Here is a 24851-nt window from a genome sequence, read left to right on the forward strand (position 1 = left end):
CTGGAGCGGCGCAAGGGGGAACCGCGGTCGTATTGTCGCGTCGCGGGCTTGCGCTTCACCACTCACAGATGGGGTTCCGCATGTCCGCACCCGCGACTCCGGCCGCGCCGGGGGCCGGTGACAAACTCGACCGGGGAGTGCTGAAGGTCGCTTCCGTGGTGGTGCTCGGCGCCATCATGGCGATCCTCGACACCACCGTCGTCAACGTCGCGCTCCAGAAGCTCACCATCCAGTTCACCACGTCCTTCGACACCATCCAGTGGGTCGCGACCGGCTACATGCTGGCGCTGGCGACGGTCATCCCGGTCACCGGATGGGCGTCCGACCGGTTCGGCACGAAACGGCTGTACCTGCTCGCGATCGGCACCTTCCTGGTCGGCTCGATGCTGGCCGGGCTCGCCTGGAACGTCGAATCGCTGATCGCGTTCCGCGTCGTGCAGGGTCTCGGCGGCGGCATGCTGATGCCGGCCGGGATGACGATCCTGACCCGCGCGGCCGGTCCGCAGCGGATCGGCCGGGTGATGGCCGTGCTGGGCGTGCCGATGCTGCTCGGCCCGATCTGCGGCCCGATCCTCGGCGGCTGGCTGGTCGACTCGGTGAGCTGGCGCTGGATCTTCTACATCAACGTCCCGATCGGGCTGATCGCCTTCCTGCTCGCGCTGCGGCTGCTGCCGAAGGACGAGCCGGAACCGGGCAACCGCTTCGACTTCCTCGGCATGCTGATGGTGTCGCCGGGCCTGGCCGCGCTGATCTTCGGCGTCTCCCGGATCCCGTCCACCGGCACCGTCGCCGACGTCGAGGTGTGGCTGCCCGCGCTGGCCGGGATCGTGCTGCTGGTGGCCTTCGTGCTGCGGGCACGGACGATGGAGAACCCGCTGATCGACCTGAAACTGTTCCGCAACCGCTCGTTCTCGGTCGCGATGATCACCATGGCCGTGTTCTGCGTCGGGTTCTTCGGCGCGATGCTGTTGCTGCCCACGTATTTCGTGCTGGTGCGCGGGGAGACCGCGCTGAACGCGGGTCTGCTGCTGGCCCCGCAGGGCCTGGGCGCGATGCTCGCGATGCCGGTCACCGGCCGCCTCGCCGACAAGATCGCGCCGCGCCGGATCGTGGTGCCCGGCCTGGTCCTGATCGCGCTGGGCATGGTGGTGTTCACCCAGGTCAGCGCGACCACGCCGTACTGGCTGCTGTTGTCCGCGCTGTTCGTGATGGGCATCGGCATGGGCTGCACGATGATGCCGATCACCTCGGCCGCGCTGCAGACGTTGCAGTCCAAGGACATGGCGAAGGCCTCGACCGCGACGAACATCCTGCAGCAGACCGCGGGCGCGATCGGGTCCGCGGTGATGTCGATCATCCTGGCGGCGCTGCTCGCCGGGAAGTTCGGCGTCCCGACCAGTCAGGGCCAGCTGGTCGCTACCGCGGCGACGATGAACCCGGCCACGCACGACGCCGCGGCCGGGCTCGCGGGCGAGTCGTTCGCGACGACGTTCCTGTGGGGCACGATCCTGCTGGCGCTGTGCCTGGTGCCCGCGTTCTTCCTGCCGAAGAAGCGCGTGGTGCCCGCGGCGGCGGCAGCCGACGAGGCCGCTCCGCCGGTGCTGATGCACTGACGAGCTCACGAGAAAGGGCCGCCCGCGTTGCGCTCGCGGGCGGCCCTTTTCGTTGCCAGGGTCAGGAAAGCCGCTCCAGCACCATCGCCATGCCCTGTCCGCCGCCGACGCACATCGTCTCGAGGCCGAACTGCTTGTCGTGGTGCTGCAGGGAGTTGATCAGCGTGGAGGTGATCCGCGCGCCGGTCATGCCGAACGGGTGGCCGACGGCGATCGCGCCGCCGTTGACGTTCAGCCGGTCCAGGTCGATGCCGAGGTCGCGGTAGGACGGGATCACCTGCGCGGCGAACGCCTCGTTGATCTCCACCAGGTCGATGTCCGAAATGGACAGTCCGGCGCGGGACAGCGCCTGCTTCGACGCCTCGACCGGGCCGTAGCCCATGATCTCCGGCGACAGCCCGGTGACGCCGGTGGACACGACGCGCGCCAGCGGCGTCAGGCCCAGCTCGCGCGCCTTGGTGTCGGACATGATCACGACGGCCGCCGCGCCGTCGTTGAGCGGGCAGCAGTTGCCCGCGGTGATCCGGCCGTCGGGACGGAAGACCGGCTTCAACCCGGACACGCCCTCGATCGTGACGCCCGCGCGCGGGCCGTCGTCCTTCGACACGACCGTGCCGTCCGGCAGCGTGACCGGCGTGATGTCCTTGGCCCAGAAGCCGTCCGCGATGGCCTTCTCGGCGAGGTTCTGCGAGCGCACGCCGAACTCGTCCATCTCCTCGCGGGTGACGCCCTTGAGCCGCGCGAGGTTCTCCGCGGTCTGGCCCATCGCGATGTAGACGTCCGGGAGCTGCCCGTTCTCGCGCGGGTCCTGCCAGCTGTCCGCACCGGATTCGGCGGTGGCCTGCGTGCGCGCCTCGGCCTCGGCGAAGAGCGGGTTGTGCGTGTCCGGCCAGGAGTCGGAGCTGCCCTTGGCGAACCGCGACACGGTCTCGACGCCCGCCGAGATGAAGACGTCGCCCTCGCCGGCCTTGATCGCGTGCAGCGCCATCCGGGTGGTCTGCAAGCTGGAGGAGCAGTACCGGGTGATGGTGCAGCCGGGCAGGTGGTCGTAGCCGAGTTCGACGGCCACCGCGCGGCCCATGTTGAAGCCGGACTCGCCGCCGGGCAGGCCGCAGCCGAGCATCAGGTCGTCGATGTCGGCCGGGTCCAGCTGGGGCACCTTGTCCAGCGCCGCGCGCACCATCTGCACGGCCAGGTCGTCGGGGCGCATCCCGACCAGCGAGCCCTTCCCGGCGCGGCCGATCGGGGAGCGGGCGGTGGAGACGATGACAGCTTCGGGCATGACAGACACATCCTCGGGTCGGCGGCACTAAGCGGTTGCTCACCATCTTGCCGCGTCCGGCGTCCGTTCGAAAGCCGAAGGCGACAAGCACCACCTTGCGCCCGTGGGAGGATTTCTGCCGTGACAGAGCGCAACCGGGTGTTGTCCACGCGCACGATCGCGTGGTGGGGGACCGGCATCGTGCTGCTCGCGGCCGTCGCGGCGGCGTTGTTGCTGTGGCTGCTCGGCGGCGGCACCCCGGCGGATTCTTCGCGGCTCGACGCGCTGCGGACGGCTTCGAGCATCGTCGTCGGCACCGGCGGCGCGGCCGCGCTCCTGCTCGCCGCGCGCAGGCAGCGGTCGGCGGAACTGGATCTGGAGCAGAAGGACCACGACGCCACCGAACGCCGGATCACCGACATGTACGGCAAGGCCGCCGACCAGTTGGGCAGCGACAAGGCCCCGGTCCGGCTGGCCGGGCTGTACGCGCTCGAACGGCTCGCGCAAAGCCACGCCGACCAGCGCCAGACCATCGTCAACGTCGTCTGCGCGTACCTCCGGATGCCGCTGGACGGCACCGCCGAAGAGGTGCAGGTGCGCAAGGCCGCGCAGCGAATCCTGATGCTGCACCTGCGTCCGGGCAGCGGCGAGGAACCGAACGGCTCGTACTGGCCGGACATCGATCTCGACTTCTCTGGAGCCCAGCTCGTCGAACTGACCCTGACCTACTGCAAGATCCGTTCCATCGTCTGTCACGAAACGACGTTCACCGAATCCTCAAGCTTCTGTTACACCGAATTCCGCACCAAAGCCGATTTCACCGACGCCGTTTTCACTAAACGCGCGGACTTCCGCGGCGTCGTCATCGGCGGCGAACGCGACGCATTCCGCGGCGCGCAGTTCCAACAGCACGCGGAATTCGCAGGAGACTCGAAAGTCCGGCTGGCCGGAGCCCTCGCGAAACCCGGATACCGCCGCGCCTGGCCCGCCGGATGGGCGGAGGAACCCGGCGACGACGGCTGGCTCCGGCTGGTCCCGAGCTAGCCGGTCCGGGCCTCGCCTGTTTAGGCTGGTCGCGTGGAGTACGCAGAACACATCGTGGACCTCGTGGGCAACACCCCGCTGGTCAAGCTGAATTCGCTGACGCGGGGGCTCAAGCCGCTCGTGCTCGCCAAGGTCGAGTACGTCAACCCGGGCGGCAGCGTGAAGGACCGCATCGCGCTGCGGATGATCGAGGCCGCCGAGGCGTCCGGAGAACTGCGCCCCGGGGGCACGATCGTGGAGCCCACCTCGGGCAACACCGGGGTCGGGCTCGCCATGGTCGCCCAGCGCAAGGGCTATCAGTGCGTGTTCGTCTGCCCGGACAAGGTGAGCGAGGACAAGCGCAACGTGCTGCGCGCGTACGGCGCCCGCGTCGTCGTGTGCCCCACCGCGGTCGCTCCGGAGCACCCCGACTCCTACTACAACGTGTCCGACCGGCTCGTGCGCGAGATCGAGGGCGCCTGGAAGCCCAACCAGTACGCCAACCCGGAGAACCCGGCCAGCCACTACCACTCCACCGGCCCGGAGATCTGGCGGCAGACCGACGGCAAGATCACCCACTTCGTCGCGGGCGTCGGCACCGGCGGCACCATCTCCGGCACCGGCAAGTTCCTCAAGGAGGTCAGCGACGGCCGCGTCCAGGTCGTCGGGGCCGATCCCGAGGGCTCGGTGTACTCCGGCGGCACCGGACGGCCGTACCTGGTCGAGGGCGTCGGCGAGGACTTCTGGCCGGAGACCTACGACCGGAACGTCGCGGACCAGATCATCCCGATCAGCGACGCGCACTCCTTCGAGATCACGCGCCGGCTGGCCACCGAGGAAGGCCTGCTCGTCGGCGGTTCGTGCGGGATGGCCGTGGCCGCCGCGCTGAAACTCGCCGAGGGGTTGACCGAGGACGACGTCGTGGTCGTGCTGCTGCCCGACGGCGGCCGCGGCTACCTCACCAAGGTGTTCAACGACGCCTGGATGTCGTCCTACGGCTTCCTCCCGCCGGATTCCTCCGGCGCGACGGTCGGCGACGTGCTCACCCGCAAGTCCGGCGCGCTGCCCAGCCTCGTGCACTCGCACCCGAACGAGACGGTGGCCGAAGCGGTGGCCATCCTGGCGGAATTCGGGGTGAGCCAGATGCCCGTGGTCAGCGCCGAACCGCCGGTGATGGCCGCCGAGGTGGTCGGCGCGGTCAACGAGCGCGACCTGCTCGACGCGCTGTTCACCGGCAAGGCCCAGATGGCCGACCGGCTGGAAACGCACATGTCGCCGCCGCTGCCCACGATCGGGGCCGGCGAGCAGGTGAGCGCCGCGATGAAGGCACTCGAAGGGGCCGACGGCGCGCTGGTGCTGATCGACGGCAAGCCCGCGGGCGTCGTCACCAGGCACGATCTGCTCGCGTTCCTCGCGGGCCGATAGGCCGAACCTCACGGCGACCAGCCGGGGCGTCTGCGCGCGTCCCGGCCGGGCATCCGATAGCGTTACGGCCGAATAGAACTTTTTCGCGTCCTCGTCAAGGGGGTTCAAGACCCACATGAGTGCTCCGCAGCCACCGAACCAGCCCTGGGACGGCGGCCAGCAGCCGCCGCAGGGCCCGTCGAGTGGTCCTACACCGCAGCAGGACAGTCCCTTCGGCGCGTCGGAGCCGACCCAGGTGGTCCAGCCGGGCCAGCCGCAGCAGCCCGCGCACGGCGGCGGCGCCTTCGGCGACACCCCGGAACCGACGCAGGTCGTGCAGCCGGGACAGCCGGCTGACTCGAACGCCACCCAGGTGGTGAACCCCGCGAGCGCCGAGGGCAACGCCGAATCGACGCAGCTGGTCCCGCCGAGCCAGCAGCCGCAGAACATCCCGTACGCCCCGCCGCCGAGCGCGGCGGACAACCCGGCCGCGGTCGCCGGGTTCGGCGCCCCGCAGGGCTTCGGCCAGCCGGGTCAGCCCGGGCAGCCGGGCCAGCCGCCGCAGGGCTTCGGCCAGCCGGGCGGCTTCGACCAGGGCGGCTTCGGCACCCCGCCGCAGGGCGCGTTCGGGCAGCCGGGCCAGCCGGGTCCGCAGGGCTTCGGCCAGCCCGCTCCGTTCGGCGCGGCCCCCGCGCAGTCGAGCGGCGGCGGCAACGCGCTGTACGGCTACATCGCCGGCGGCGTAACCGCGGTGCTCGGCCTGATCGCGCTGATCGTCTCGTTCAGCTACCTGAGCGACACCGGCGACTACTCGAAGCTGTACGACAGCTCGAGCCGGTACCAGAAGCTGTTCGACGAGGCCGGTCTCGCCTCGCCGGGCACGCTGTATTTCTACGTGATCATGATCCTGGTCGGAGCGGTGATCGCGCTGGCCGGCGGCGTCGCTCTGGCGCTCGCCTCGCGCGCGGCCGTGCTGCGCAAGCTCGCTCCGATCGGCGTGCTGGTCGGCGGCGTGCTGTTGCTGCTGTTCTCGATCCTGGCGAAGGCCGGGACCTCGGTCAGCAGCTCCTTCGTCGACAAGTACGGCGGCAGCGGCTCCAGCGCGACGAGCGGCGGCGGCATGCTGACGCTGATCCTCGGCATCATCATCCTGATCATCGGCGTGGTCGCGATCATCCCGGCCACCTCGCAGTACGTCGGCCTCGGTTCGTCCTCGGGCGGCCCCGGCGGCCCGCAGCAGCCGGGCGGTTTCGGCGGCGGACAGCCGGGCTACGGCCAGCCGCAGTCCGGCGGTTTCCCGCCTCCCGGCGGTCCGAACCCGAACAGCGGGGGCTTCCCGCAGCCGGGCTTCGGGCAGCAGCCGGGCGGCCCGAACCCGGGCAGCGGCGGTTTCCCGCAGCCGGGCTACGGCCAGCAGCCGCCTCCCGGTTACGGCCAGCCGGGCCAGCAGCCGGGCTATGGCCAGCCGCCGCAGCAGCCGGGCGGTTTCGGTCAGCCGGGCCAGTACCCGCCGCCGGGCGGGCAGCAGCCCCCTCCGGGCTACGGCCAGCCGGGCCAGCAGCCGCCGCAGCAGTGGTGAGCCGCTGAATTTCCGCGAAGGGCGCCTCCGTCTCGCGACGGCGGCGCCCTTCGTCGTTTCCGGTCCTTTTTTCGCGGGATTCCCGCCAATCTCGTGGCCTTTTCCCGGCCATTCCGGCAGCCGGGGGAATTGCGGCGCGCATACCCTCGCGCCGGTCCCCAACCGTGCGTTTCCCGGCTAGGGTGGGCGCCGTCCGAATCGCTTTTCCAGCCCGAGGGGGACCTGCCGTGAGCGGCCTGCACGGACTTCCGGCACGGCAGCGGGAGCGGGAATCCTCCGTGGCGAAACCGAAACCGGCGCCGTACCGGCCGAACGGGAGCACCGCGATCACGGCCGGGCTGTTCGGGCTCGTCGCCGCCGTGACGTCCGGCTACCTTCCGGCCAGGCTGTTCCTCGACATTCCGTCCGGATTCAGCCTCGGCGACCTGTCCCCGCTGACGCTCGCCGATCTCGCCGCGTACCTCGCCGCTTCGCTGGTCTTGCTGATCGGCGCGATCGCGACCTTTTTCCGCGCGACAGCCGGCGCGGTACTGCTGATCGCGGGCGCGTTGCTCGCACTCGGCGCGCTCCTGCTGGAGCCCGCGCTGGACGGTTCCCCGGCGTACCTCGAATACCTGCGGACACTGCTGCGGTTCGAGAATTTCGCCGCGCTGGACCGCGTCACGCTGGCGGTGGCGGTGCTGCTCGTGCTGGTGCTGGCCGGGTTGCCGCGCACCTTCGGCTATCTGCGTTACCGGGCACCGGTAGTGCCTGTTTCATCACCCTCGCGACAGTGGTAATTCCGCCCCGAAACCGCGCTGGACCTGGCACGATACAGGCACTCCACCCGCCGTCCGGCGGGACCAGATGCACCGAGGACTCCCCGTGACCTACCCCCAGAACCCGCAGGGCCAGCCCCAGCAGCCGCAGAGCGGCCCGTTCCCCGGGCAGCCGTACCCGGCGAGCCAGCCGACGCCGGCGCAGCCGTACCCGGGCGCGCCGCAACAGCCGTTCGCCCCGCCTGCCGGCCAGCCGTACCCGGCTTACCAGGGCGGGCCTGGCGTGTACCAGCAGAAGCCGAACGGCGCGACCGCGATCATCGCCGGGATCCTCGCGATCATCGGGGCCATTTTCGCGATCATCCAGCTCATCGTCGCCGTGGTCGCGGTGGCGAGCGTCCACATCACGGTGTGGCAGCTGTACGTGTCGATCGTGGTGAACGTGGTGCTGGTCGGCTTGCTGCTCTTCGGCGGCGTCGGCCTGTTCCTGCACAAGCCCGCCGCCCGGCTGTGCACGATCATCGGGTGCGGGCTGGTGATCGCCTACACCGTGCTGAGCGTCGTCTTCGTCGGAGTCATGTCCGCCGGGTACTCGGGCAGCGCCCGGATGCTCGGGGCGGGCATCGGCGGTTCCCTGATCGCGCTGATCCCGCCGATCGCGACCCTGGTGCTGGCGATCGTGAAGCCGACCGCGGACTGGGTCAACTACCGCCCGGACGCCCCCGCTCAGGGCGGCTACCCGGCGCCGCAGGGCTGGTGAGCGCGGGGCTGCCGGTGCGGGTTTTGTACCGGCAGCCCTCCCGCATGGTGAGTTGCCTCCCAGCTGATGGGATTGTCGGGGGTGCCCCGTACCCTGGGAACCATGGCCGACGACTACTCCGTCCTGGGTTTTGAAACACGCGCGATCCACGCCGGGCAGCAGCCCGATCCCCGCACGGGTGCGGTCATCGTGCCGATTTACCAGACGTCCACGTACGCGCAGGACGGCGTGGGCGGTACCCGCGAAGGCGGCTACGAGTACTCGCGCACCGCGAACCCCACGCGGACCGCGCTGGAGGAAGCACTCGCCTCGCTGGAGGGTGCCCGGCACACGCTGGCGTTCGCGTCCGGCATGGCAGCGTCCGACGCGGTACTGCGCACGGTCCTGCGCCCCGGTGACCACCTGGTGCTGGGCAACGACGCGTACGGCGGCACCTTCCGGCTGATCGACAAGGTGCTCAGCCTGTGGGGCGTCGAGCACACGGTCGCCGATCTGAGCCGGATTGACGAGGTACGGGCCGCGATGCGCCCGGAGACCAAGCTGATCTGGTGCGAGTCGCCGACCAACCCGCTGCTGGGCATCGCCGACATCGCCGCTCTGGCCGGCGCCGCTCATGACGCGGGCGCGCGGCTGGTCGTGGACAACACCTTCGCCACGCCGTACCTGCAGACGCCGCTGGCCCTCGGCGCGGACATCGTGGTGCACTCCACCACCAAGTACCTCGGCGGCCACTCGGACGTCGTCGGCGGCGCGGTCGTCACGAACGAGGACGAACTGCGCGAGCAGCTCTTCTACCTGCGCAACGCCGCCGGTGCCGTCCCCGGCCCGTTCGACGCGTGGCTGACCCTGCGCGGCCTCAAGACGCTCGCCCTGCGGATGGAACGGCACAGCGACAACGCGGAACTGATCGCGCGCACCCTGGCGAAGCACCCGAAGGTCACCAAGGTCTACTACCCGGGCCTGCCGGAACACCCCGGCCACGAGGCAGCGGCGAAGCAGATGCGCCGCTTCGGCGGCATGGTGTCCTTCCGCGTGGCAGGCGGTGAGGCGGCGGCGCTGGAGGTCGCGTCCCGCACGAAGCTGTTCGTACTGGCGGAGTCCCTCGGCGGCATCGAAAGCCTGATCGAGCACCCGGGGAAGATGACGCACGCCTCGACGGCAGGCTCGACGCTGGAAGTCCCGGAGGACTTGATCCGGCTGTCGGTGGGCATCGAGGACGGCCGCGACCTGGTGGCGGACCTGACGCAGGCGCTGGGCTGAGTCTGGCTCGGCGCGGGGCACCGGGATGGTTTCCGGTGCCCCGTTTTTGCGGCCGGAGGGAGCTTTTGGATCGCGCTAGGAAGCGGCGGACGGCGGACGGTTTTGACCGGGACGCCTTCGGCTGACGCAGCGCACTAAATTTCCGCGACAAGGCGCTTCAACGAGGGCAGCCGCGCGATTCGCCGCAGCCGTCCACCTCAGGTCTCCGGCCGCTTGACTGCCCACGAGCAAGCAGCTTCTCGCCACCCGACCTCAGCTCAAGCCGTCCAGCGCCCGAAACTCCAGCCAGCCTCAGGGCTTGCTGTTCTCCTGCGCCGCGTTGGCCTGCCGGGTTCCGGTCGTCGTCGGGAGGTCGGTGCCGTTGACGCAGCCGCCGACCAGTTCGATGTGGTTGTCGTGCCGGATGTACTGGGCGGGGCCCCCGCAGCCGGCCGCCTCGACGGTCGCGAAGGCGGCTCCGGTGAGGGCCACGGCGGACAGGATGCCCGCGGCGAGCGGCAGCAGACCGGTGCGGGACTTCGCCCGTGCGGTGGTCCCGTGCTGCGCGCGTGCCATGGTCGCACTCCCTGATCGGTGTGGGCTGCCGTTATCAGGGTACCGGTCCGGCGGGCGGCGCACCCCGGCCGTCCGTCGGTGGCATCATCGGCGCCATGGAACTGGTCAGCGTCGAGCGCATCCAGGAAGCTCGGAAGCTTCTCGAGGGCATCACCCGCGTCACGCCGATGGAGCACGGCCGCGACCTGCGCCGGCTGCACGGCGGCCCGGTGTACCTCAAATGCGAGAACCTGCAGCGCACCGGTTCTTTCAAGATCCGCGGCGCCTACACCCGCATCCACGGGCTGACCGCCGAGGAACGCGCGCGCGGCGTCGTCGCGGCCAGCGCCGGAAACCACGCGCAGGGGGTCGCGCTGGCGTCGTCGCTGCTTGGCATTTCCTCGACTGTCTTCATGCCGTTGCGCGCTCCGCTGCCGAAACTTGCGGCGACCCGCGGGTATGGCGCGAAGGTCCACCTCCACGGCGCCGTCGTCGACGAGACCCTCGCCGAGGCCATCGCGTTCTCAGAACGCACTGGCGCGGTCTTCATCCACCCGTTCGACCACCCCGACATCATCGCCGGCCAGGGCACTGTCGGGCTCGAAATTCTCGAGCAGGTGCCGGGGGTGAAAACGATCCTGGTCCCGACCGGCGGCGGCGGGCTGGTCGGCGGCGTCGCGGCGGCGGTGAAGGCGATGCATCCGGAGATCCGGGTGATCGGCGTGCAGGCCGAGGACGCCGCCGCGTATCCGTCGTCGCTGGCGGCCGGTGGGCCGGTCCGGCTGCGCGACGTGCACACGATGGCGGACGGGATCGCGGTCGGCGAGCCGGGCAAGGTCAGCTACGCGCACGTGCAGTCGCTGGTCGACGACGTCGTGACGGTCACCGAGGAATCCTTGTCCCGCGCGGTATTGCTGTGCCTGGAGCGACGGAAACTGGTCGTCGAACCGGCCGGTGCCGCTTCGGTGGCGGCGCTTTTGCAGCATCCCGGTGCTTTCGAGGCGCCGGTGGTGGCGATCCTTTCCGGCGGCAACGTGGACCCCGTGCTGCTCCAGCAGATCATCCAGCACGGCATGACGGCCGGCGGCCGCTACCTCAAGCTGCACCTGCGCGTGCCGGACCGGCCGGGCTCGCTGGTTTCGGTGCTGTCGGGCGTGAAAGACCTGGGCGCGAACGTCCTCGACGTCGAGCACTCCCGCATCTCCGGAAGCCTGGCCCTCGGCGAGGTCGACGTCGCCCTCGCCCTGGAAACCCGCGGCCCGGAGCACTGCAAGGAGGTCGAAGCCGCGCTCGCCGACGCCGGGTTCACGATCGTCAGCTGAGGAAGTCTACTGTGGACGGTCCGGGAGCCGGGCGCTGAACCACAGCGGGAGGTAATCCTCGTCTCGGGGGTAAAGCTCCTGGTCCAGTGCGTAGTCCTCGGGGCGCGGAGGCGTGTGGAAGGCCGGTTCGTCGTCCTCGTTGAAGCTGGCCTGGTAGTGCGACGGCGGGTCGATGACCAGCGAGAGCGTGTACCAGGTGCCCCGGCCTTGGACGTACTTGCCGCGGCGCAGTTCAGCCAGCGGCTTCGCCAGCTCCCGCGCAACGGGGACCTGCTGCGTGCTCCCGTCCGCCATCCGCGCGCCGCACGCGAGGTTCGCGTGCCTGCCCAGCGCCATGAAGTCGAAGGCGATCCGCTGCCAGCCCTCCGGAGCCGCCGCGACGAGCGCTGCCGAGATTTCGCTCAGCAGTTGCTCCGGATCTTTCGGAGCCTCCGCTTCGCTGGGACGGCTTTCCTCAGCGGGTGGGCTGGTCATCGCGGCCAGCATTTGTTCCTGTGTCGCTTCGTCCACCTCGGGCACGACGTACCCGGCCGCCCGGATGTGCTCGACCAGCTCCGGATCCGGCGCAATGCCGTGCTCACGCAGGTAGTAGGCGACCGCACCGGGCCACACCCAGCTGCCGTCGGTCCGGAAATTCAGCGGGACCGCGTCCGTGCGCGACGGATCGAAGGCGTCGGTGTCTTTGCTGCGTGACGCCAGGATGACCGGTGCGCTGTCGAGGTAGGCGAGGACGCGTTCGCGCTCCTCCGGCGACAACGCTTCCCGTTCGACAACTGGATTACCGGCCTCGTCGAACCCGTCGTAAACCCGCGGAGTGCGCAGTTCGGCCGCTGGACTCGCCGAATCTCGTTCGGAGACAACGGATTCCGGCTCGGAAGCAGCCGGTTTTTCTTCCCCGGGAACGTTTTCCGGCTCCGCAGGCGCTCCGTCTGCTTCGGGAGCGACCTCGGCCGCCGCGGCTTCGCTTGGCTCGGATTGCGCCTCATCGCCAGCCGATGCCGACGCGGCCTGTTCGAAATCGGGCAGCGGCGGGGGTTCGGTGGGCAGCGGCGGAGGCGTGCTGGGTTCGTCGACGGGGAGCGCGGGAACTGAACCGGCTTGCCCAGGAGCAGGCTCAGCCGAGACCGGCGGATTCTCCGTGCCCGGCAACGGCGGCACTTGGGCCGGGCCAGGCACGGGCGGCGGAACCGGTTGTCCTGGAACAGCACCCGGCGGCGCGACCGCACCGGCGCGCTGCCGCAACCACGGCGGCACGAACCGGTCCTCGCGCGGGAAGAACCGCAGCTCGTCCTGGAAACCGATCGGCGGAGGCAGCTGCCGCCACCGAGGTTCGACGTCCGGCTGATAGTCCGTGTACGGCGGCCGCTGCGGCGAGAACACGAGCGTCGCGCTGAGCCACGTGCCGCGGCCCGGCTGGTACATCCCGGTGCGCAGCACGCCGAACAGCCGCGGCAGGTCCGGATGCGGCTGGACCGGATAGGTCCGGTTGTCCGGAGCGAGCACGGCGACGTCGACTTCCACGTGCCGTCCCGCGGCGCGGCAGAGGACCTGCAACTGCTGCCAGCCCGCGGGCAGCGCGGCCGCGGCCGTCTGGCCGATCTGCTGGACGAGCTCCTGCTGCTGGGCAGCGGTGAGCGGCACCGGTGGCCGGGTCATGGGTTCAGCGGCTCCTCACCGGACGAACGCTTCATTCCGATCAGCCGTTCTGCGGCGGGATGATGCCTGCGAGCAGGTTGGCCGGCGTGTAACCGGACTGCACGTCGAACGTCATCCCGACCGAACGGGCCAGCACCGCCACCGCCAGCGGCGCCAGCGCGAGGAAGCCTTCCGGGTCGGTGTCGCGGTCTTGCGCGGTCCAGAACTCGCGGTGCCGCTCCAGCGCGGAGACGAACGCCTCGGCGAACTTCTCCGAATCCCGGCGCAGCACGTAGTAGAACATCCGGATCGGCGGGTACACGAGCTGCAACATGGCCGCGGGCGGCGTGAACTGCGCGGTGTCCGGGTCGGTCCCGTCCATCGCGGGCAGGAACATCTCCGGGGTGACTTCGCGGTGCGCGAGGAACGTCTGCAGCGTCTCGACCCACGGGTACATGTAAGCGTCGTGCTCGATGCCGGACGCGCGCAGCACGTCGAGCGGCACCGCGGCCAGTTGCTGGATCAGCACGTCGTCCCGCTGGATGACGGCGAGCCAGGCCGCGGTGAGCCAGGCGGCCGGGTCGGTGCGCGGAGTCGGGCCGGTGGCGGCGAAGCGCCGCGGGCGGCCGATCACCGCGTCGACCTCCTGTCCCTCCGGCGCGCACGCCGCGGTGAACGCGGCTGCCGCGGCCTGTGCGGCGAGGCCGAGGTCGTTCCACGTGTCCGGGTCCTCGGCGTCCGGATCGACGACGCTGCGGTACTGCGCGAGCATCAGCTCCCGGCGCAGCACGTTCGCCAGCGCGCTGGTGTCCTTCTCGATGTAGTCGAAGTAGAAGGCCACCTGCGGCGACAACTTCTCGATCTGCTTCCACGCGACGTCGATGCTGACGGAGTGCCTGGGAACGGCGGTCATCTATCTCATTCCTCACCGGACGCTGGGGTCAGCGGCGACTGGTAGTCGTAACCGTTGAAGGGTTTGTAGGCGTAGCCGAGGTTCTTGTGCGTGCGCTCGGTTTGGTCGACCAACGCCCGCACCTCCACATAATCGAGCCTCTTCTGGAGCTTCGCACGTTCGAGCGCGTCCGCGAGGTCGGGGTCGGTATGGGCCATTTTCTTGACGATGTCGTCGAAGTACTTCGGGTGGCCCTGCCGGTAAGTGCGCATGTCCTCGGGCACGTACCGGGTGCTGGGCTGGCCGCCCGGCCCCTTCGCCTCGTGCACGATGTAGTGCGGTTCGCCGCCGTTGTGGTAGTCGACCTCCCAGATGTGGTCGAAGTTCCCGGCCCCGGGTTTCTCGCCGTCGATCGGATGCCGCGGCGTGATGTCCGCGCGCACGTTCCCGTCGCCGTCGACGATCTGGTAGCGGTGACTGCCCTCAGGCGCGTCCGGGTGCTCCCGGACGTCGAAGTTCTGGTCGGGGTGGGCCAGGCTGAACTCGCGGTGCAGCCGGTCGCGCACCGCGTGCCCGGAAGCTTCCTCGCCCAGCTTCTCGGACGCGTCGTTCTTCGCGTTGTGCGCGTCCTTCCACTCGGGAGAATCTTTCGGGGTGTCGTTCAGCTCGTGGTACTTGGTTTCGCGATCGCGCACCTTCTCGTCGATCGCCTCGTAGTCCTTCTCCCGCCAGTTCGACGTGTCGGAATGCGTCCCGGGCACGTGCTGCTCGGCGGGATGCTGGCCGTCCCCGGCGTCGTGCCGGTCGTGCTGCCCGGCGCCGTCGCCCTGGTGCTGCCCGTTGCCCGCGTCGTGCTCCGGTGCCGTCCCGTCCCCGCGTTGCGGCGCGTGGGTGCCCGACCGGGCGTCGTCGTACCCCATGAACTCCGCCGCCGGCCGGTCGTGCTTGAACACCGGCTTGCCGTCGACGAGGTCCACCGGATGCGGCGGGTTCTCCGGATCGACCGCGGAATGCTTGATCCGCAGCTCCGTGCGCCCGGTTTTCTGGTCGGTCCACTCGTAGTAGTGCTTCTTGATGTATTCCGGGTCGGCGAGGTTTTCCCGCGGCGTGCGGCCGTCCGGTCCGGGCCGGTCGCGCCAGTCGAGGTCGTCGTCGTCCCCGTCTTCGCCGCGATGCCGGGAGCCGTCGGCGTCGACGTCGTGCGGGTCGTGGTGCTTGCCGTCCGGGGCGAACCCGTCGTCGCCGACGCGGTGCGCCGTACCGTCGGGACGGTGCACCGACCATTCGCCGTCCGGCGGGATCCGCGGTCGCATGCGTCCGTCGGGGCCGATTTCGTAGTCGGAGGAGAAGACATGGCCGCGCGAGTCGGTCCAAGCGGGCTTGCTCGGAGCCAGCACCTCGGTGTCGAGGTCGCGCGACAGCCGGTGCGCGAAATCGTTTGACCCGGCGTCGCAGCCGATCAGCCGGATCGGCCTGCCGTCGTAATTTCCGTTGTGCCGCAGGATGTCCGCGAACTCTTCCGGCGTGTACAGCCGGTCGCCGATGCGGGCGTGCCCGTCCGCCGTGACGTGCACGTCGACCGTGTAGCGCCCGTCCGGATCCGGCTGGACGCGGTGCGGCAGGTCGCCGAGTTCCGGGTCGTCGCGGTGGTACGAGCTGCCTGCCGGGGTGTCCTCGGCGTGCCGGTGATTGACCTCGTCCGGCGACAGCGGCTCGTCGTGGTGCGGCGGAGTGCCGTCGGAGTTGTCGTGGTGGTTCGACCCGTCCGAGTCGTGCTGCTTCGGTTCGTGGCGCTCCGGGTCGGCGTGGTCCGGCTTGCGCTCGGGCGTGTCGCTGCCTGGTTTGTGGTCCTCGCCCGGCTTGTGTTCCGCGTCGCCGGGCTTCTTCTCCGGCGCGGTGTTCTCCGGCTTCCCGCCTTCCTTCGGCTTCCCGGACTCGTCGACGTTCGGTTTGCCGTTCTGCGCCGGGGATTCTTTTCCAGTCCGTTGTGGACTGTTGATCTCGCCGGGTTTGGCGGGCGGCGCGTCAGTACGCGCACCGCCGCGTGCGACGGGCTCAGGCGAGCCATCGGGACGCCTCGCACCACCTCCTGCTTCCGGACCGCCGCGCTGAGCTCCGGGACCCGTCGCGACGGCCGCCGCGGCCGGGGGCGCGGAGCCGTCGCCGGACCCGCGGTTCCCCGACGCGGACGATCCGCCGCCGGACGCCGGTGCGGGCTCCGAACGGCCGAGACCCGGTTCGGCGCCAGGACGTTTGGGCTGCCCGACGTCACCGTCGCCAGGCCGCTGCGGACCGCCGCTCGACGAATCCGCCGGACGCTGCGGCGAAGAACCGCCGCCCTCGGGCCGTTGCGGGGTGGAGCCGTCGCCGGTGCGCGACGGGGCTGATCCGCCGTCGGCGGGCCGTTGCGAAGGGGATCCGCCGTCGCCGGTGCGCGACGGGGCTGATCCGCCGTCAGAGGGCCGTTGCGAAGGGGATCCGCCGTCGCCGGTGCGGGACGGGGCTGACCCGCCGCCAGTGGGCCGTTGCGCGGAAGACCCGCCGTCGCCGCGCGACGGGGTCGAACCACCGTCGGAAGGTCGTTGCGGGGAAAAGCCACCGTCACCGGACCGCTGCGAGCCGGGCCCGGAACGATCCGGAGTGCGACCCGGCCCGCCGCCGTCCGCCGGGCTCGGCCCGCCGCTCGGCCGCCGCCCCGACGGACCGCTGTCCGGAACCCGGTTCGGCGCGACTTCGGGAGCCCGCGTCCCCGGCGTCCCGGTCCAGCCGCTGCCGGTGGGCCGAGGTGCCGGACCGCCGCCAGCCGGGGCGCTGGTCGGGCTGCCGCCGCCGCCCTGCTGCGGAATTCCGCCGCCCGCCGGGGTCTGGTTCGGTGCCGAACCACCCCCGTCGTTCGAGCGGAGGTGCTGCGGGGGAGCGGATTGCGGAGAAGGCGCGTCCGCGCGAGGCGGGGCGTACCCGCTCGCCGACGTCGAGTCGTTGCTGCTCGAATGATGCGGACTCGGCTCGCTGCCGCCGGAATGCGTGCCGCCGCCCGAGGACGATCCGCCGGAATATGGAGCCCCGCTGGCGTGGCTGGGCGGAGCGCTGACCGAGGACGGGCCATCACTGTGCGAAGAGCTTCGCGGCGAGTACGAAGTGTCCGAGGGACCGCTTCCCCCGCCGCCCACCGGGCTCGAATCACCGGCGAATGTCGACGGGCTCGGGTCGGAGTGGCTCCCGCCGGGGCTGTCGGAACCGCGCCGAGTCGACGACGTCACAGTGTCTATTGTGGACGGTCCGGCACTGTCCGGGGAAGAGGAATGCGAGCCGGACGAGGACGGGCTGTCGCTGCTCGGACGGTCGGATCCGTTGTGGCTGCCGGAATCGCCCGGGTGATCGCCGGGCGCGTCGGAGCCGTCCGCGCCTTCTGAGCTGTTGTGGCTGCCGGTCGAACCGTCGCCGCCGTCGGAGTCGCCCGACCCGTTGGAGCGCCGTGAACTCGACGGCGAGGCGGGATCCGCGTCTCCTTCGCCGGATCCGCCGTGATGACCGCCGCCGGAGCCGCCCGCACCGCCGCCGCCGGAACCGCCGCGGTGGAAGAAGCCGCCCGCCTTGATGTTCTTCGTGCTGATCACGTCGAGGCCGGTGACCTTGCCGGCCAGCTTGCCCAGCACCTTGATGATCTTCGTGAACACCTCGGCGAGCTTGCCGAGCAGCGGCGAGACCCGGCGCATGGTCTCGCACAGCTTCGTCAGCAGTTCGCTGATCTTCTCGCCCCATTTGGAGATCGCCGTGACGGCCTGCGCGACCACCAGCGGCGTCCCGAACCCGAGCGAGAACACCTCCTCCATGACCCAGGAGATCAGCTTGCCCACCAGATCCGCGATGAGCTGCCGCACCAGGCCGCGCACGAAGGCGACGACCTGGCCCATGATCATGGTCACGGTGCCGATCGCGCTCGCGACCGTCGCCGCGCCGCCGATCGCCTCGGCCGCCTCCGCCGCGGACTTGCGGTAGGCGTCCGCGCCGTCGCCCTTCCACTCCGCGGTGCCGGTCTTGACCGCGTTCTCGAGGTCTTTCTGCCGTTCCTGCAACGCTTTCGCGACGTTGCCCCAGGTGTCGGCATAGGACTGGATCACCGGCGGATTGCCCGCGACCGAGTCCAGCATGTCCTTCAGCGGCTGCACGTGCTCCATCAGGAACGACGCCACCGACGACATCAGGTAGCCGAACGGGTCGATCGCCGCGCCCGCGATCTCGCCGGCGAGGCTCGCGACGCCCAGCCCGCCGGAAACCCAGTCGCCGTCCGCGATCCCCTTGAACGCGTCCGTCGCCGATTCGGCGATGTTGATGCCGGTGGCGTAGCCGTAATCGCCGTTGCCCTCGGTGAACGGCCCCGGCCCGTCGCCGTCCTTTTTGGACTCGACGACCAGCGGATTGGCGTCGGGCATCAGTCGCTCGCCTTCATCGAACCGGCGGCTTCGCCTTCGTAGCTGTCGTACGCCTTCGCCGCGTCGCGCACCTTCTGCGCCTGCGCGTCCATCGCGGTGACGGTGTTCTGCAGTGCCTCGATCCCGTAGTTCTCGACCGGGTCGAGCATCATCCGGAACGGCTGGCAGAGAATGCCGTACGCGTCGGTCGGCATGCTGACCTGGTGCGCGGCGTCGACAGCCTGCTTGAGCCCGTCGGCGAGTGCGTCGAGCTGGCGAGCGTGCGCCTCGAGATCGCCGCCGATCTCATAACCCCTGGGTGCCATGGTTTTTCTTTCCCCTGCGACGGCTTCGAGTCAGGACAGGATCGATCCGCCGAAGTCGTCGTCCTCGTCCGACGAACTCCGGCGGCGGCGTTGCTGCTGAGGCGGTGGCGGTGGTGCCGGCGGACCTGCCGGACGCGGCGGGGGCGGCGCTGCGGCAGCCGTTTCTTCGGCGTCCTCCGGCAAAAACCGGCGCACCCGGTCCGATGCGGACTCGGCCGGTTCCTCGGCGGGCGGCGCGGGGAACGTCTTCTGCGCGTCGGCCACCAGCGTTTCCGTGGTCTGATCGCCGCCGACGGTCTCGGCCGCGGCCTGCTGCAACAGTTCGGGGATCCGGGCCTGCGCGCGCTGCACGAGCCGCATCACCTCGGCGGAGACCTCGGCCATCTTCTTGCCTGCCGCGGAGTCCGCGAGCACCAGGTTCTTGAGCAGCCCCTTGGCATCCACGGTGACCTCGACCGAACCGTCCTTCGACCGTTCGGTGACGGTTTGGCCCTGCATGCGCTCGGCCATCGCCTGGTAGCGGGCAGCGGTCTGCTGGAGCTGCTTGGTCCAGCCCTCGATCATCTGCTCGCTGGCGTCGACGCTGTCCGGCATCGGGCCCCCTTCTCCACGGTGACTTCTCCAGAATGACGGACGCGCGACCCCGTCGGTTCCGCGCGGTTCCGAATTGTCCGCGCGGCGCGGTTTCTTACGTGATGTCGACTACTGTACGCGAACTTCCGGTTGCGCGCCGTAATAAAAACCGGCCCGCCCGCGAGGATCGCGGACGGGCCGGGAGAAAACAGGATACGGATCAGAGGTTGCCGCGGCGCTCCTGCTCCCGCTCGATGGCCTCGAACAGGGCCTTGAAGTTGCCCTTGCCGAAGCCGAGCGAACCGTGCCGCTCGATGAGCTCGTAGAACACGGTGGGCCGGTCGCCGATCGGCTTGGTGAAGATCTGCAGCAGGTAGCCGTCCTCGTCGCGGTCGACCAGGATCCGGTGCTCCTTCAGCGTTTCGATCGGCACGCGCACCTCGCCGATCCGGGCGCGCAGCTCGGGGTCGTCGTAGTACGAGTCCGGGGTGTCGAGGAATTCGACGCCCGCCGCGCGCATCGCGGTGATGGTGGCGATGATGTCGTTGGTGGCCAACGCGATGTGCTGGCAGCCGGCGCCCTCGTAGAACTCGAGGTACTCGTCGATCTGCGACTTCTTCTTCGCGATCGCCGGCTCGTTGAGCGGGAACTTGACCCGGTGGTTGCCGTTCGACACCACCTTGCTCATCAGCGCCGAGTAGTCGGTGGCGATGTCGTCGCCGACGAACTCCGCCATGTTCACGAAGCCCATGACGCGGTGGTACCAGTCGACCCAGTAATCCATCTTGCCGAGTTCGACGTTGCCGACGCAGTGGTCGACCGCCTGGAACAGCCGCTTCGGCGCGCCCTCGGGCCGCTTGACGGTGCCCTCGCGCGGCTCGAAGCCGGGCAGGTAAATGCCGTTGTAGCGAGACCGGTCGATGAGCGTGTGCCGGGTCTCGCCGTAGGTCGCGATGGCCGCGCGGCGGATCGTGCCGTGCTCGTCGGAGACGTCGTGCGGCTCCTCGAGGATCGTCGCGCCCTCCTTGCGGGCGTGCTCGACGCACTTGTCGACGTCGGTGGTCTCGAGTGCGAGGTCGATCACGCCGTCGCCGTGCCGGCGGTGGTGGTCGAGCAGCTTCGAGTCCGGCTTCACGCCGCCGGTGATCACGAAGCGCGCGGAACCGGACTTGAGCACGAAGGCCTTGTGGTCGAGCTGTCCCGTCTCGGGACCGGAGTACGCGACCAGCTGCATGCCGAACGCGACCTGGTAGAACCACGCGGTCTGGGTGGCGTTGCCCGCGATGAAGACCACCGCGTCCAGTGCCTTGACCGGGAACGGGTCGGTCGAGGCGTCGTGGTCCACCAGTCCGACGAGCTGGCGGAGCTGGTCGTAGCTGACGTCGTCGAGTGCGCCGTGCGGATCCATCGTGGAGGTCATGCAGTGAGCATGAGTCGCGCCCGGCAAGCTGCGCAACGGTTTCCGTTTCGACTGGACAATATGTTCAGCTTATCCTGGAGAAGCTCAGTCATCTTGGACAACCTGCGCAGGGAGAAAACCGGTGCTTGACTCGCTCGACGCGCGGCTGCTGCTGTTGCTCACCGACTCGCCTCGCCTCGGCGTGCTCGAATGCGCGCGCCGGCTCGGCGTCGCGCGCGGCACCGTGCAGGCACGGCTGGACCGGCTCACCGAACGCGGCATCCTCGGCGGCTTCCCGCCGGAACTCGATCTGGCCGCGATGGGATACAGCCTCACCGCGTTCGCCGTGCTGGAAATCGCGCAGGGCAAACGAGCCGGTGTCGCGGAGGCACTGGCTGCGATCGACGAAGTGTGCGAAGTGCACGCCACCACCGGACAAGGCGACCTCTTCGTACGCCTTGTCGCTCGGGACAACGACGATCTGCAACGCGTCATCGACGAAGTGGTTGGCGTGCCGGATGTCTTGCGTACCTCGACTTCGATCGCGCTGTCGACACCAGTGCCGCCGCGAGTGCGGCCGTTGCTCGAACGAACGGCTAGGACACGTACGTGAGATAGCGCTTCGCGGAGCGCTGTACGACGTTATGGGCGTCCGTACGCACGATGGCGTCCCACCACGCGCCGTAGAGAGCGTCGAATGCGTACGGCTCCAACAGTTCCGCGGCGCGCTGTACGACGCTCGGCCGCTCCGGAATGAGGTTCGGGTAGCTGTACATGAAACCGACGTGCGTACGGTCCGGGACCACCTGCACGATGTCGCCGGTCAGCAGCGCGCCGCGGCCTTCCTCGCCGTCCGGCCAGTGCATGACGGTGCCGCCAGCGAAGTGCACGCCGAGGTTGATCAGCTGGAGGTCCGGCGAGACCTGCAGCGTCGTGCCGGTCCACAGCTGGATCGACGGGTCCGGCCGCCCGATCCACTGCTGGTCGTTCTCGTGCAGGTAGATCGGGACGTCGAAGGCACGCGCCCATTCGACCATCGTCGTGTAGTAGTGCGGATGGCTGATCGCGATGCCGGTGATGCCGCCGAGTTCGGTGATCTTGCCGATCAGCTCGTCGTCGAGGTAGGCGGAGCAGTCCCAGAGGAAGTTGCCGCTCGCCGCGCGGACCAGCAGCGCGCGCTGGCCGATCGCGAACTTCGGATCCGAGCCGACGCCGATCAGGCCGGGCCCCTGCTCCTCGACCCTCGGCTTGAGCGCATCGTCCGAGCGGAGCGTGGCCAGGTCGGTCCATTTCTGCCCGCCCGGCGGCACGTACTGGCGTTCGTCTTCGCAGATCGGGCAGTCCGCTCGCGGGGCGGCGTACTGCGTCCCGCAGGTCAGGCAGAGCGGCATGGTGCTCATCGGTGTCCTCCAGTGGTTCAGCTGAAAGACACGCTAGACCGCCGAACGCGCGCCGGGCCACGGAGAAACCGGGCGGGCGCGCGTTCGGCGGAAACGAGTCAGGACTCGGTGTAGGGCACCGCCTTGACCAGGGTGACCTTCATGGTCTTGCCGTTCGGCAGCTCGTACTCGCGGGACTCGCCCTCCTTGGCGCCGAGCAGCGCCTTGCCGAGCGGCGATTCGGGGGAGTACACGTCGAGCTCGCCCTCCGCGCCTTCCTCCCGGGTGGCGAGCAGGAACTTCTCCTCCTCGTCGTCCCCGTCGTACTTGACGGTGAGCACCTTGCCGGGGCCCGCCGTGCCGTCGTCGTCCGGAGCCTCGCCGACCTTCGCGTTGCGCAGCAGCTCCTGCAGGTGCCGGATCCGGGCTTCGGCCTGGCCCTGCTCTTCGCGGGCCGCGTGGTAGCCGCCGTTCTCCTTGAGGTCGCCCTCTTCGCGGCTGTCGTTGATGCGGGCGGCGATGACCGGACGATTCTCGATCATTTCGTCGAGCTCGTGCTTGAGCCTGTCGTAGGCATCCTGGGTCAGCCAGGTCACCTTGGTGTCGCTCACGGTCACCATCTCCTCGTAGGGCCTGCCAGGCTTGGGTGTACAAGCCGGCCACCGCGTACGCACGCGGCTGAGATAAAGGAAAAACACGGCCCGTCGGGGGCCGTGCTGGTGTACGAGCGTATCACGGCAGGACAGGTCGACGCCGGTCCATTTCACGCCGAGCGGACGCTCGCCGCGCATTTCACTCCGTTGGCCGCTACGGGGTTGACAGATAGCGTGGTATGGAATACGAGCAGCCGAACACGTCGGCGGTCACCGGGGTCCCGATGCTCTTCACCACTGTGCTGACCCTGCTGTGGCTGGCCCCGGCGGGAACCAGCACCTCCCGGCGGCCGCTTTCCGTGCCGGAGCGGTCGCGCACCCGGACGACGCATACTCCGGGCTTGCTGTCGTCGTCCCGGGTGACGTTGAGCGTGACCTGCATCGCGTCGTTCGGCAGTTCCTTGAAGCCGACGCGCTCCGCTTCGATCGGGGTCTTGCCGAGGTTGAGGTAGTAGATCCAGCCGATCGCGCAGCTCACGACCAGCGCGACGGCTACGAAAAGCCACCTCCGCCAGCGCTTGGACGGCTTGCCCTTGCCCGCGGTGCCGTACCGGTCCGCGGGCCGCGCCGGCATGGCGTCGCCCTCGGCGGTCACAGTCTCCCCGCTCGGCAAATCCGGGCCTCCGGTCAAACTTGTCGTACCCCTGGGGACAATAGGCGGTGCGGCCGGTCCGGGGCACCACCCTGGTCGAGTATCCGCGACCCGTTCCGAAGGCGCGGAGCCGGGGCGGTTTACCGAGGCGCAACCAGGTGTCACGGAATAACAGGACAGGAAAGGGCCGTTCGGACCATGGTGGGAGCCGACGAGCTGACAACAGAAGACCGCAAGCAGCGACTGCGCCTGATGGCGGTGCACGCCCATCCCGACGACGAGTCGAGCAAGGGCGCCGCCACGATGGCCAAATACGTCGCCGAAGGGCACGAGGTCATGGTCGTGACCTGCACCGGAGGCGAGGCGGGCAGCATTCTCAACCCGGCCATGGACCGGCCGGACGTGCTGGCGAACATGAGCGAGATCCGCCGCGAGGAGATGGCGCGCGCGGCGAAGATCCTCGGCGTGAGCCACCGCTGGCTGGGATTCATCGACTCCGGGCTGCCCGAGGGCGACCCGCTTCCGCCGGTGCCGGAGGGCTCGTTCGCGGTGATCCCGCTGGAGGAGTCCACCGAGGCGCTGGTCCGCGTGATCCGCGAGTTCCGCCCGCACGTCATCACGACCTACGACGAGAACGGCGGGTACCCGCACCCGGACCACATCCGCACGCACGAGGTGTCGATGGCGGCCTTCGACGCGGCGGGCGACCCGGAGCGGTTCCCCGAGGCGGGCGAGCCGTGGCAGCCGCTCAAGCTCTACTACATGCACGGGTTCTCCAAGGCCAGGATGGTGGCGTTCGACACCGCGCTCAAGGAGGCCGGGCTGGAGTCGCCGTACGAGGAGTGGCTCAAGTCCTGGGACCCGGACCGCGCCGACATCATGGAGCGGGTGACGACCCGGATCGAGTGCGCGGAATACTTCGAGGTGCGCGACGAGGCGCTGAAAGCGCACGCCACGCAGATCGACCCGACCAGCCGCTGGTTCGCCGTTCCGCTGGAGATCCAGCGCGAGGTGTGGCCCACTGAGGAGTACGAGCTGAACCGCTCCCTGGTGGATAGCACGCTGCCGGAGGACGATCTGTTCGCAGGCATCAAGGAGAAGGTGAGCCCATGAGTTTCGGTGTGCCGGCCGTCGCGGTCGTCCCGCTCACCGCGTCGGCGCTGGTATTGGCCCAGCAGCCGGACAGCGGGGACAACGGCGGCCAGGGCGAGGACTTCGGCAAGTCCTCGCCGGTCGGCCTGCTGGTGCTGATCCTGTTCCTGGTCGCGGTCGTCTTCCTGGTCCGGTCGATGAGCAAGCACCTCAAGAAGGTGCCGCAAAGCTTCGACAAGGAAGAGGCCGGTTCGGAGACCGCTGCCGAGGCAGGCTCGGCTGAGCCCGCCTCGGCAGGGGCGGAGGAAGCACCGGCCGCGGCTGCCGAGAAGAAGCCGGATGCGGCGGCGGCCAAGAAGAGCGACTGACCTCCGGCGACGGGCC

21 protein-coding genes and 1 pseudogene are annotated in these 24851 nt (G+C 69.7%); 11 read left to right on the forward strand and 11 right to left on the reverse strand.

All coding sequences use genetic code 11. The features are described from left to right. Window positions 1–80: 80 nt before the first annotated feature. Window positions 81–1613: a DHA2 family efflux MFS transporter permease subunit gene (locus ACZ63D_RS09635; protein WP_465353871.1), complete on the forward strand. Its 1533-nt coding sequence runs from the start codon at window positions 81–83 to the stop codon at window positions 1611–1613. 61 nt (window positions 1614–1674) lie between these two features. Here the strand turns inward: ACZ63D_RS09635 and ACZ63D_RS09640 are convergent, their stop codons facing one another. After that, window positions 1675–2895 (reverse strand): acetyl-CoA C-acetyltransferase, encoded by a 1221-nt coding sequence (locus tag ACZ63D_RS09640; RefSeq protein WP_465353872.1) that lies wholly within the window; start codon window positions 2893–2895, stop codon window positions 1675–1677. A gap of 120 nt (window positions 2896–3015) precedes the next feature. Here ACZ63D_RS09640 and ACZ63D_RS09645 point away from each other — a divergent pair, with 120 nt between their 5' ends. From ACZ63D_RS09645 to ACZ63D_RS09670, 6 genes are all read left to right on the forward strand, one after another. Next, window positions 3016–3918, forward strand: a complete 903-nt coding sequence (locus ACZ63D_RS09645; protein WP_465353873.1) for a pentapeptide repeat-containing protein — start codon at window positions 3016–3018, stop codon at window positions 3916–3918. 33 nt (window positions 3919–3951) lie between these two features. Continuing rightward, window positions 3952–5322 carry a cystathionine beta-synthase gene (locus ACZ63D_RS09650; protein WP_465353874.1) on the forward strand — a complete coding sequence of 457 codons (1371 nt, stop codon included), beginning with the start codon at window positions 3952–3954 and terminating at the stop codon, window positions 5320–5322. A gap of 115 nt (window positions 5323–5437) precedes the next feature. Then, on the forward strand, window positions 5438–6880 hold the full coding sequence (locus tag ACZ63D_RS09655; RefSeq protein WP_465353875.1) for a hypothetical protein: 1443 nt from the start codon (window positions 5438–5440) through the stop codon (window positions 6878–6880). Between the two features lie 227 nt (window positions 6881–7107). Continuing rightward, window positions 7108–7659, forward strand: coding sequence for a hypothetical protein (locus tag ACZ63D_RS09660; RefSeq protein WP_465353876.1), 552 nt, complete (start codon window positions 7108–7110; stop codon window positions 7657–7659). An 85-nt stretch (window positions 7660–7744) separates the two neighbouring features. After that, window positions 7745–8398 (forward strand): hypothetical protein, encoded by a 654-nt coding sequence (locus tag ACZ63D_RS09665; RefSeq protein WP_465353877.1) that lies wholly within the window; start codon window positions 7745–7747, stop codon window positions 8396–8398. A gap of 102 nt (window positions 8399–8500) precedes the next feature. Next, window positions 8501–9658, forward strand: coding sequence for a cystathionine gamma-synthase (locus ACZ63D_RS09670; protein WP_465353878.1), 1158 nt, complete (start codon window positions 8501–8503; stop codon window positions 9656–9658). Window positions 9659–9949: 291 nt separating this feature from the next. On the opposite strand, the gene ACZ63D_RS09675 is transcribed toward ACZ63D_RS09670, so the two are convergent. Further along, on the reverse strand, window positions 9950–10213 hold the full coding sequence (locus tag ACZ63D_RS09675; RefSeq protein ID WP_465353879.1) for a hypothetical protein: 264 nt from the start codon (window positions 10211–10213) through the stop codon (window positions 9950–9952). Between the two features lie 95 nt (window positions 10214–10308). Between ACZ63D_RS09675 and ilvA the strand changes: the two genes are divergently transcribed. Further along, complete coding sequence (gene ilvA / locus ACZ63D_RS09680) at window positions 10309–11514, forward strand: threonine ammonia-lyase (RefSeq protein WP_465353880.1); 1206 nt, start codon at window positions 10309–10311, stop codon at window positions 11512–11514. A 462-nt stretch (window positions 11515–11976) separates the two neighbouring features. Here the strand turns inward: ilvA and ACZ63D_RS09685 are convergent. The 6 genes and pseudogenes from ACZ63D_RS09685 to hppD form a co-directional block, all read right to left on the reverse strand. Continuing rightward, a pseudogene (locus ACZ63D_RS09685) lies at window positions 11977–12348 on the reverse strand (ferredoxin); the annotation flags it as partial. A gap of 862 nt (window positions 12349–13210) precedes the next feature. After that, window positions 13211–14062, reverse strand: coding sequence for an immunity 49 family protein (locus ACZ63D_RS09690; protein ID WP_465353881.1), 852 nt, complete (start codon window positions 14060–14062; stop codon window positions 13211–13213). A gap of 5 nt (window positions 14063–14067) precedes the next feature. Further along, entirely contained in the window at window positions 14068–18474 is a 4407-nt protein-coding gene (locus ACZ63D_RS09695) for a hypothetical protein (protein WP_465353882.1), read from the reverse strand. After that, the gene (locus tag ACZ63D_RS09700; RefSeq protein WP_009083178.1) at window positions 18474–18779 is read right to left on the reverse strand and encodes a type VII secretion target; all 306 of its coding nucleotides are present in this window, start codon (window positions 18777–18779) and stop codon (window positions 18474–18476) included. The genes ACZ63D_RS09695 and ACZ63D_RS09700 overlap by 1 nt, the downstream gene beginning before the upstream one ends. Before the next feature lie 30 nt (window positions 18780–18809). Next, complete coding sequence (locus ACZ63D_RS09705; RefSeq protein ID WP_465353883.1) at window positions 18810–19373, reverse strand: YbaB/EbfC family nucleoid-associated protein; 564 nt, start codon at window positions 19371–19373, stop codon at window positions 18810–18812. Between the two features lie 199 nt (window positions 19374–19572). Continuing rightward, window positions 19573–20772: a 4-hydroxyphenylpyruvate dioxygenase gene (gene hppD, locus ACZ63D_RS09710; protein WP_465353884.1), complete on the reverse strand. Its 1200-nt coding sequence runs from the start codon at window positions 20770–20772 to the stop codon at window positions 19573–19575. Between the two features lie 121 nt (window positions 20773–20893). Between hppD and ACZ63D_RS09715 the strand changes: the two genes are divergently transcribed. Next, a complete protein-coding gene (locus ACZ63D_RS09715; RefSeq protein ID WP_009083170.1) occupies window positions 20894–21364 on the forward strand; it encodes an Lrp/AsnC family transcriptional regulator in 471 nt (156 codons plus the stop codon). Here ACZ63D_RS09715 and ACZ63D_RS09720 read toward each other — a convergent pair. The 3 genes from ACZ63D_RS09720 to ACZ63D_RS09730 form a co-directional block, all read right to left on the reverse strand. Continuing rightward, on the reverse strand, window positions 21348–22151 hold the full coding sequence (locus ACZ63D_RS09720) for an MBL fold metallo-hydrolase (protein ID WP_465353885.1): 804 nt from the start codon (window positions 22149–22151) through the stop codon (window positions 21348–21350). The two genes, ACZ63D_RS09715 and ACZ63D_RS09720, sit on opposite strands and share 17 nt — an antisense overlap. Window positions 22152–22249: 98 nt before the next feature. Further along, on the reverse strand, window positions 22250–22750 hold the full coding sequence (greA, locus tag ACZ63D_RS09725) for a transcription elongation factor GreA (protein ID WP_465353886.1): 501 nt from the start codon (window positions 22748–22750) through the stop codon (window positions 22250–22252). 187 nt (window positions 22751–22937) lie between these two features. Beyond that, window positions 22938–23357, reverse strand: a complete 420-nt coding sequence (locus ACZ63D_RS09730) for a DUF4307 domain-containing protein (protein ID WP_465354736.1) — start codon at window positions 23355–23357, stop codon at window positions 22938–22940. Between the two features lie 216 nt (window positions 23358–23573). Between ACZ63D_RS09730 and mca the strand changes: the two genes are divergently transcribed. Both mca and ACZ63D_RS09740 read left to right on the forward strand, forming a co-directional pair. After that, entirely contained in the window at window positions 23574–24488 is a 915-nt protein-coding gene (gene mca / locus ACZ63D_RS09735; RefSeq protein ID WP_465353887.1) for a mycothiol conjugate amidase Mca, read from the forward strand. After that, window positions 24485–24835 carry a hypothetical protein gene (locus ACZ63D_RS09740; protein ID WP_465353888.1) on the forward strand — a complete coding sequence of 117 codons (351 nt, stop codon included), beginning with the start codon at window positions 24485–24487 and terminating at the stop codon, window positions 24833–24835. The genes mca and ACZ63D_RS09740 overlap by 4 nt, the downstream gene beginning before the upstream one ends. Window positions 24836–24851: the final 16 nt, after the last annotated feature.

It is taken from the genome of Amycolatopsis sp. NPDC104775, assembly GCF_055583325.1.

Bases quoted from the DNA above. Each gene is read 5' to 3' on its own strand.
- ACZ63D_RS09690 (WP_465353881.1), bottom strand. From the start codon at position 14,062: ATGACCGCCGTTCCCAGGCACTCCGTCAGCATCGACGTCGCGTGGAAG.
- mca (WP_465353887.1), top strand. From the start codon at position 23,574: ATGGTGGGAGCCGACGAGCTGACAACAGAAGACCGCAAGCAGCGACTG.
- ACZ63D_RS09720 (WP_465353885.1), bottom strand. From the start codon at position 22,151: ATGAGCACCATGCCGCTCTGCCTGACCTGCGGGACGCAGTACGCCGCC.
- hppD (WP_465353884.1), bottom strand. From the start codon at position 20,772: ATGACCTCCACGATGGATCCGCACGGCGCACTCGACGACGTCAGCTAC.
- ACZ63D_RS09730 (WP_465354736.1), bottom strand. From the start codon at position 23,357: ATGCCGGCGCGGCCCGCGGACCGGTACGGCACCGCGGGCAAGGGCAAG.
- ACZ63D_RS09740 (WP_465353888.1), top strand. From the start codon at position 24,485: ATGAGTTTCGGTGTGCCGGCCGTCGCGGTCGTCCCGCTCACCGCGTCG.
- ilvA (WP_465353880.1), top strand. From the start codon at position 10,309: ATGGAACTGGTCAGCGTCGAGCGCATCCAGGAAGCTCGGAAGCTTCTC.
- ACZ63D_RS09635 (WP_465353871.1), top strand. From the start codon at position 81: ATGTCCGCACCCGCGACTCCGGCCGCGCCGGGGGCCGGTGACAAACTC.
- ACZ63D_RS09655 (WP_465353875.1), top strand. From the start codon at position 5,438: ATGAGTGCTCCGCAGCCACCGAACCAGCCCTGGGACGGCGGCCAGCAG.
- ACZ63D_RS09695 (WP_465353882.1), bottom strand. From the start codon at position 18,474: ATGCCCGACGCCAATCCGCTGGTCGTCGAGTCCAAAAAGGACGGCGAC.
- ACZ63D_RS09675 (WP_465353879.1), bottom strand. From the start codon at position 10,213: ATGGCACGCGCGCAGCACGGGACCACCGCACGGGCGAAGTCCCGCACC.
- ACZ63D_RS09700 (WP_009083178.1), bottom strand. From the start codon at position 18,779: ATGGCACCCAGGGGTTATGAGATCGGCGGCGATCTCGAGGCGCACGCT.
- ACZ63D_RS09670 (WP_465353878.1), top strand. From the start codon at position 8,501: ATGGCCGACGACTACTCCGTCCTGGGTTTTGAAACACGCGCGATCCAC.
- ACZ63D_RS09640 (WP_465353872.1), bottom strand. From the start codon at position 2,895: ATGCCCGAAGCTGTCATCGTCTCCACCGCCCGCTCCCCGATCGGCCGC.
- ACZ63D_RS09705 (WP_465353883.1), bottom strand. From the start codon at position 19,373: ATGCCGGACAGCGTCGACGCCAGCGAGCAGATGATCGAGGGCTGGACC.
- greA (WP_465353886.1), bottom strand. From the start codon at position 22,750: ATGGTGACCGTGAGCGACACCAAGGTGACCTGGCTGACCCAGGATGCC.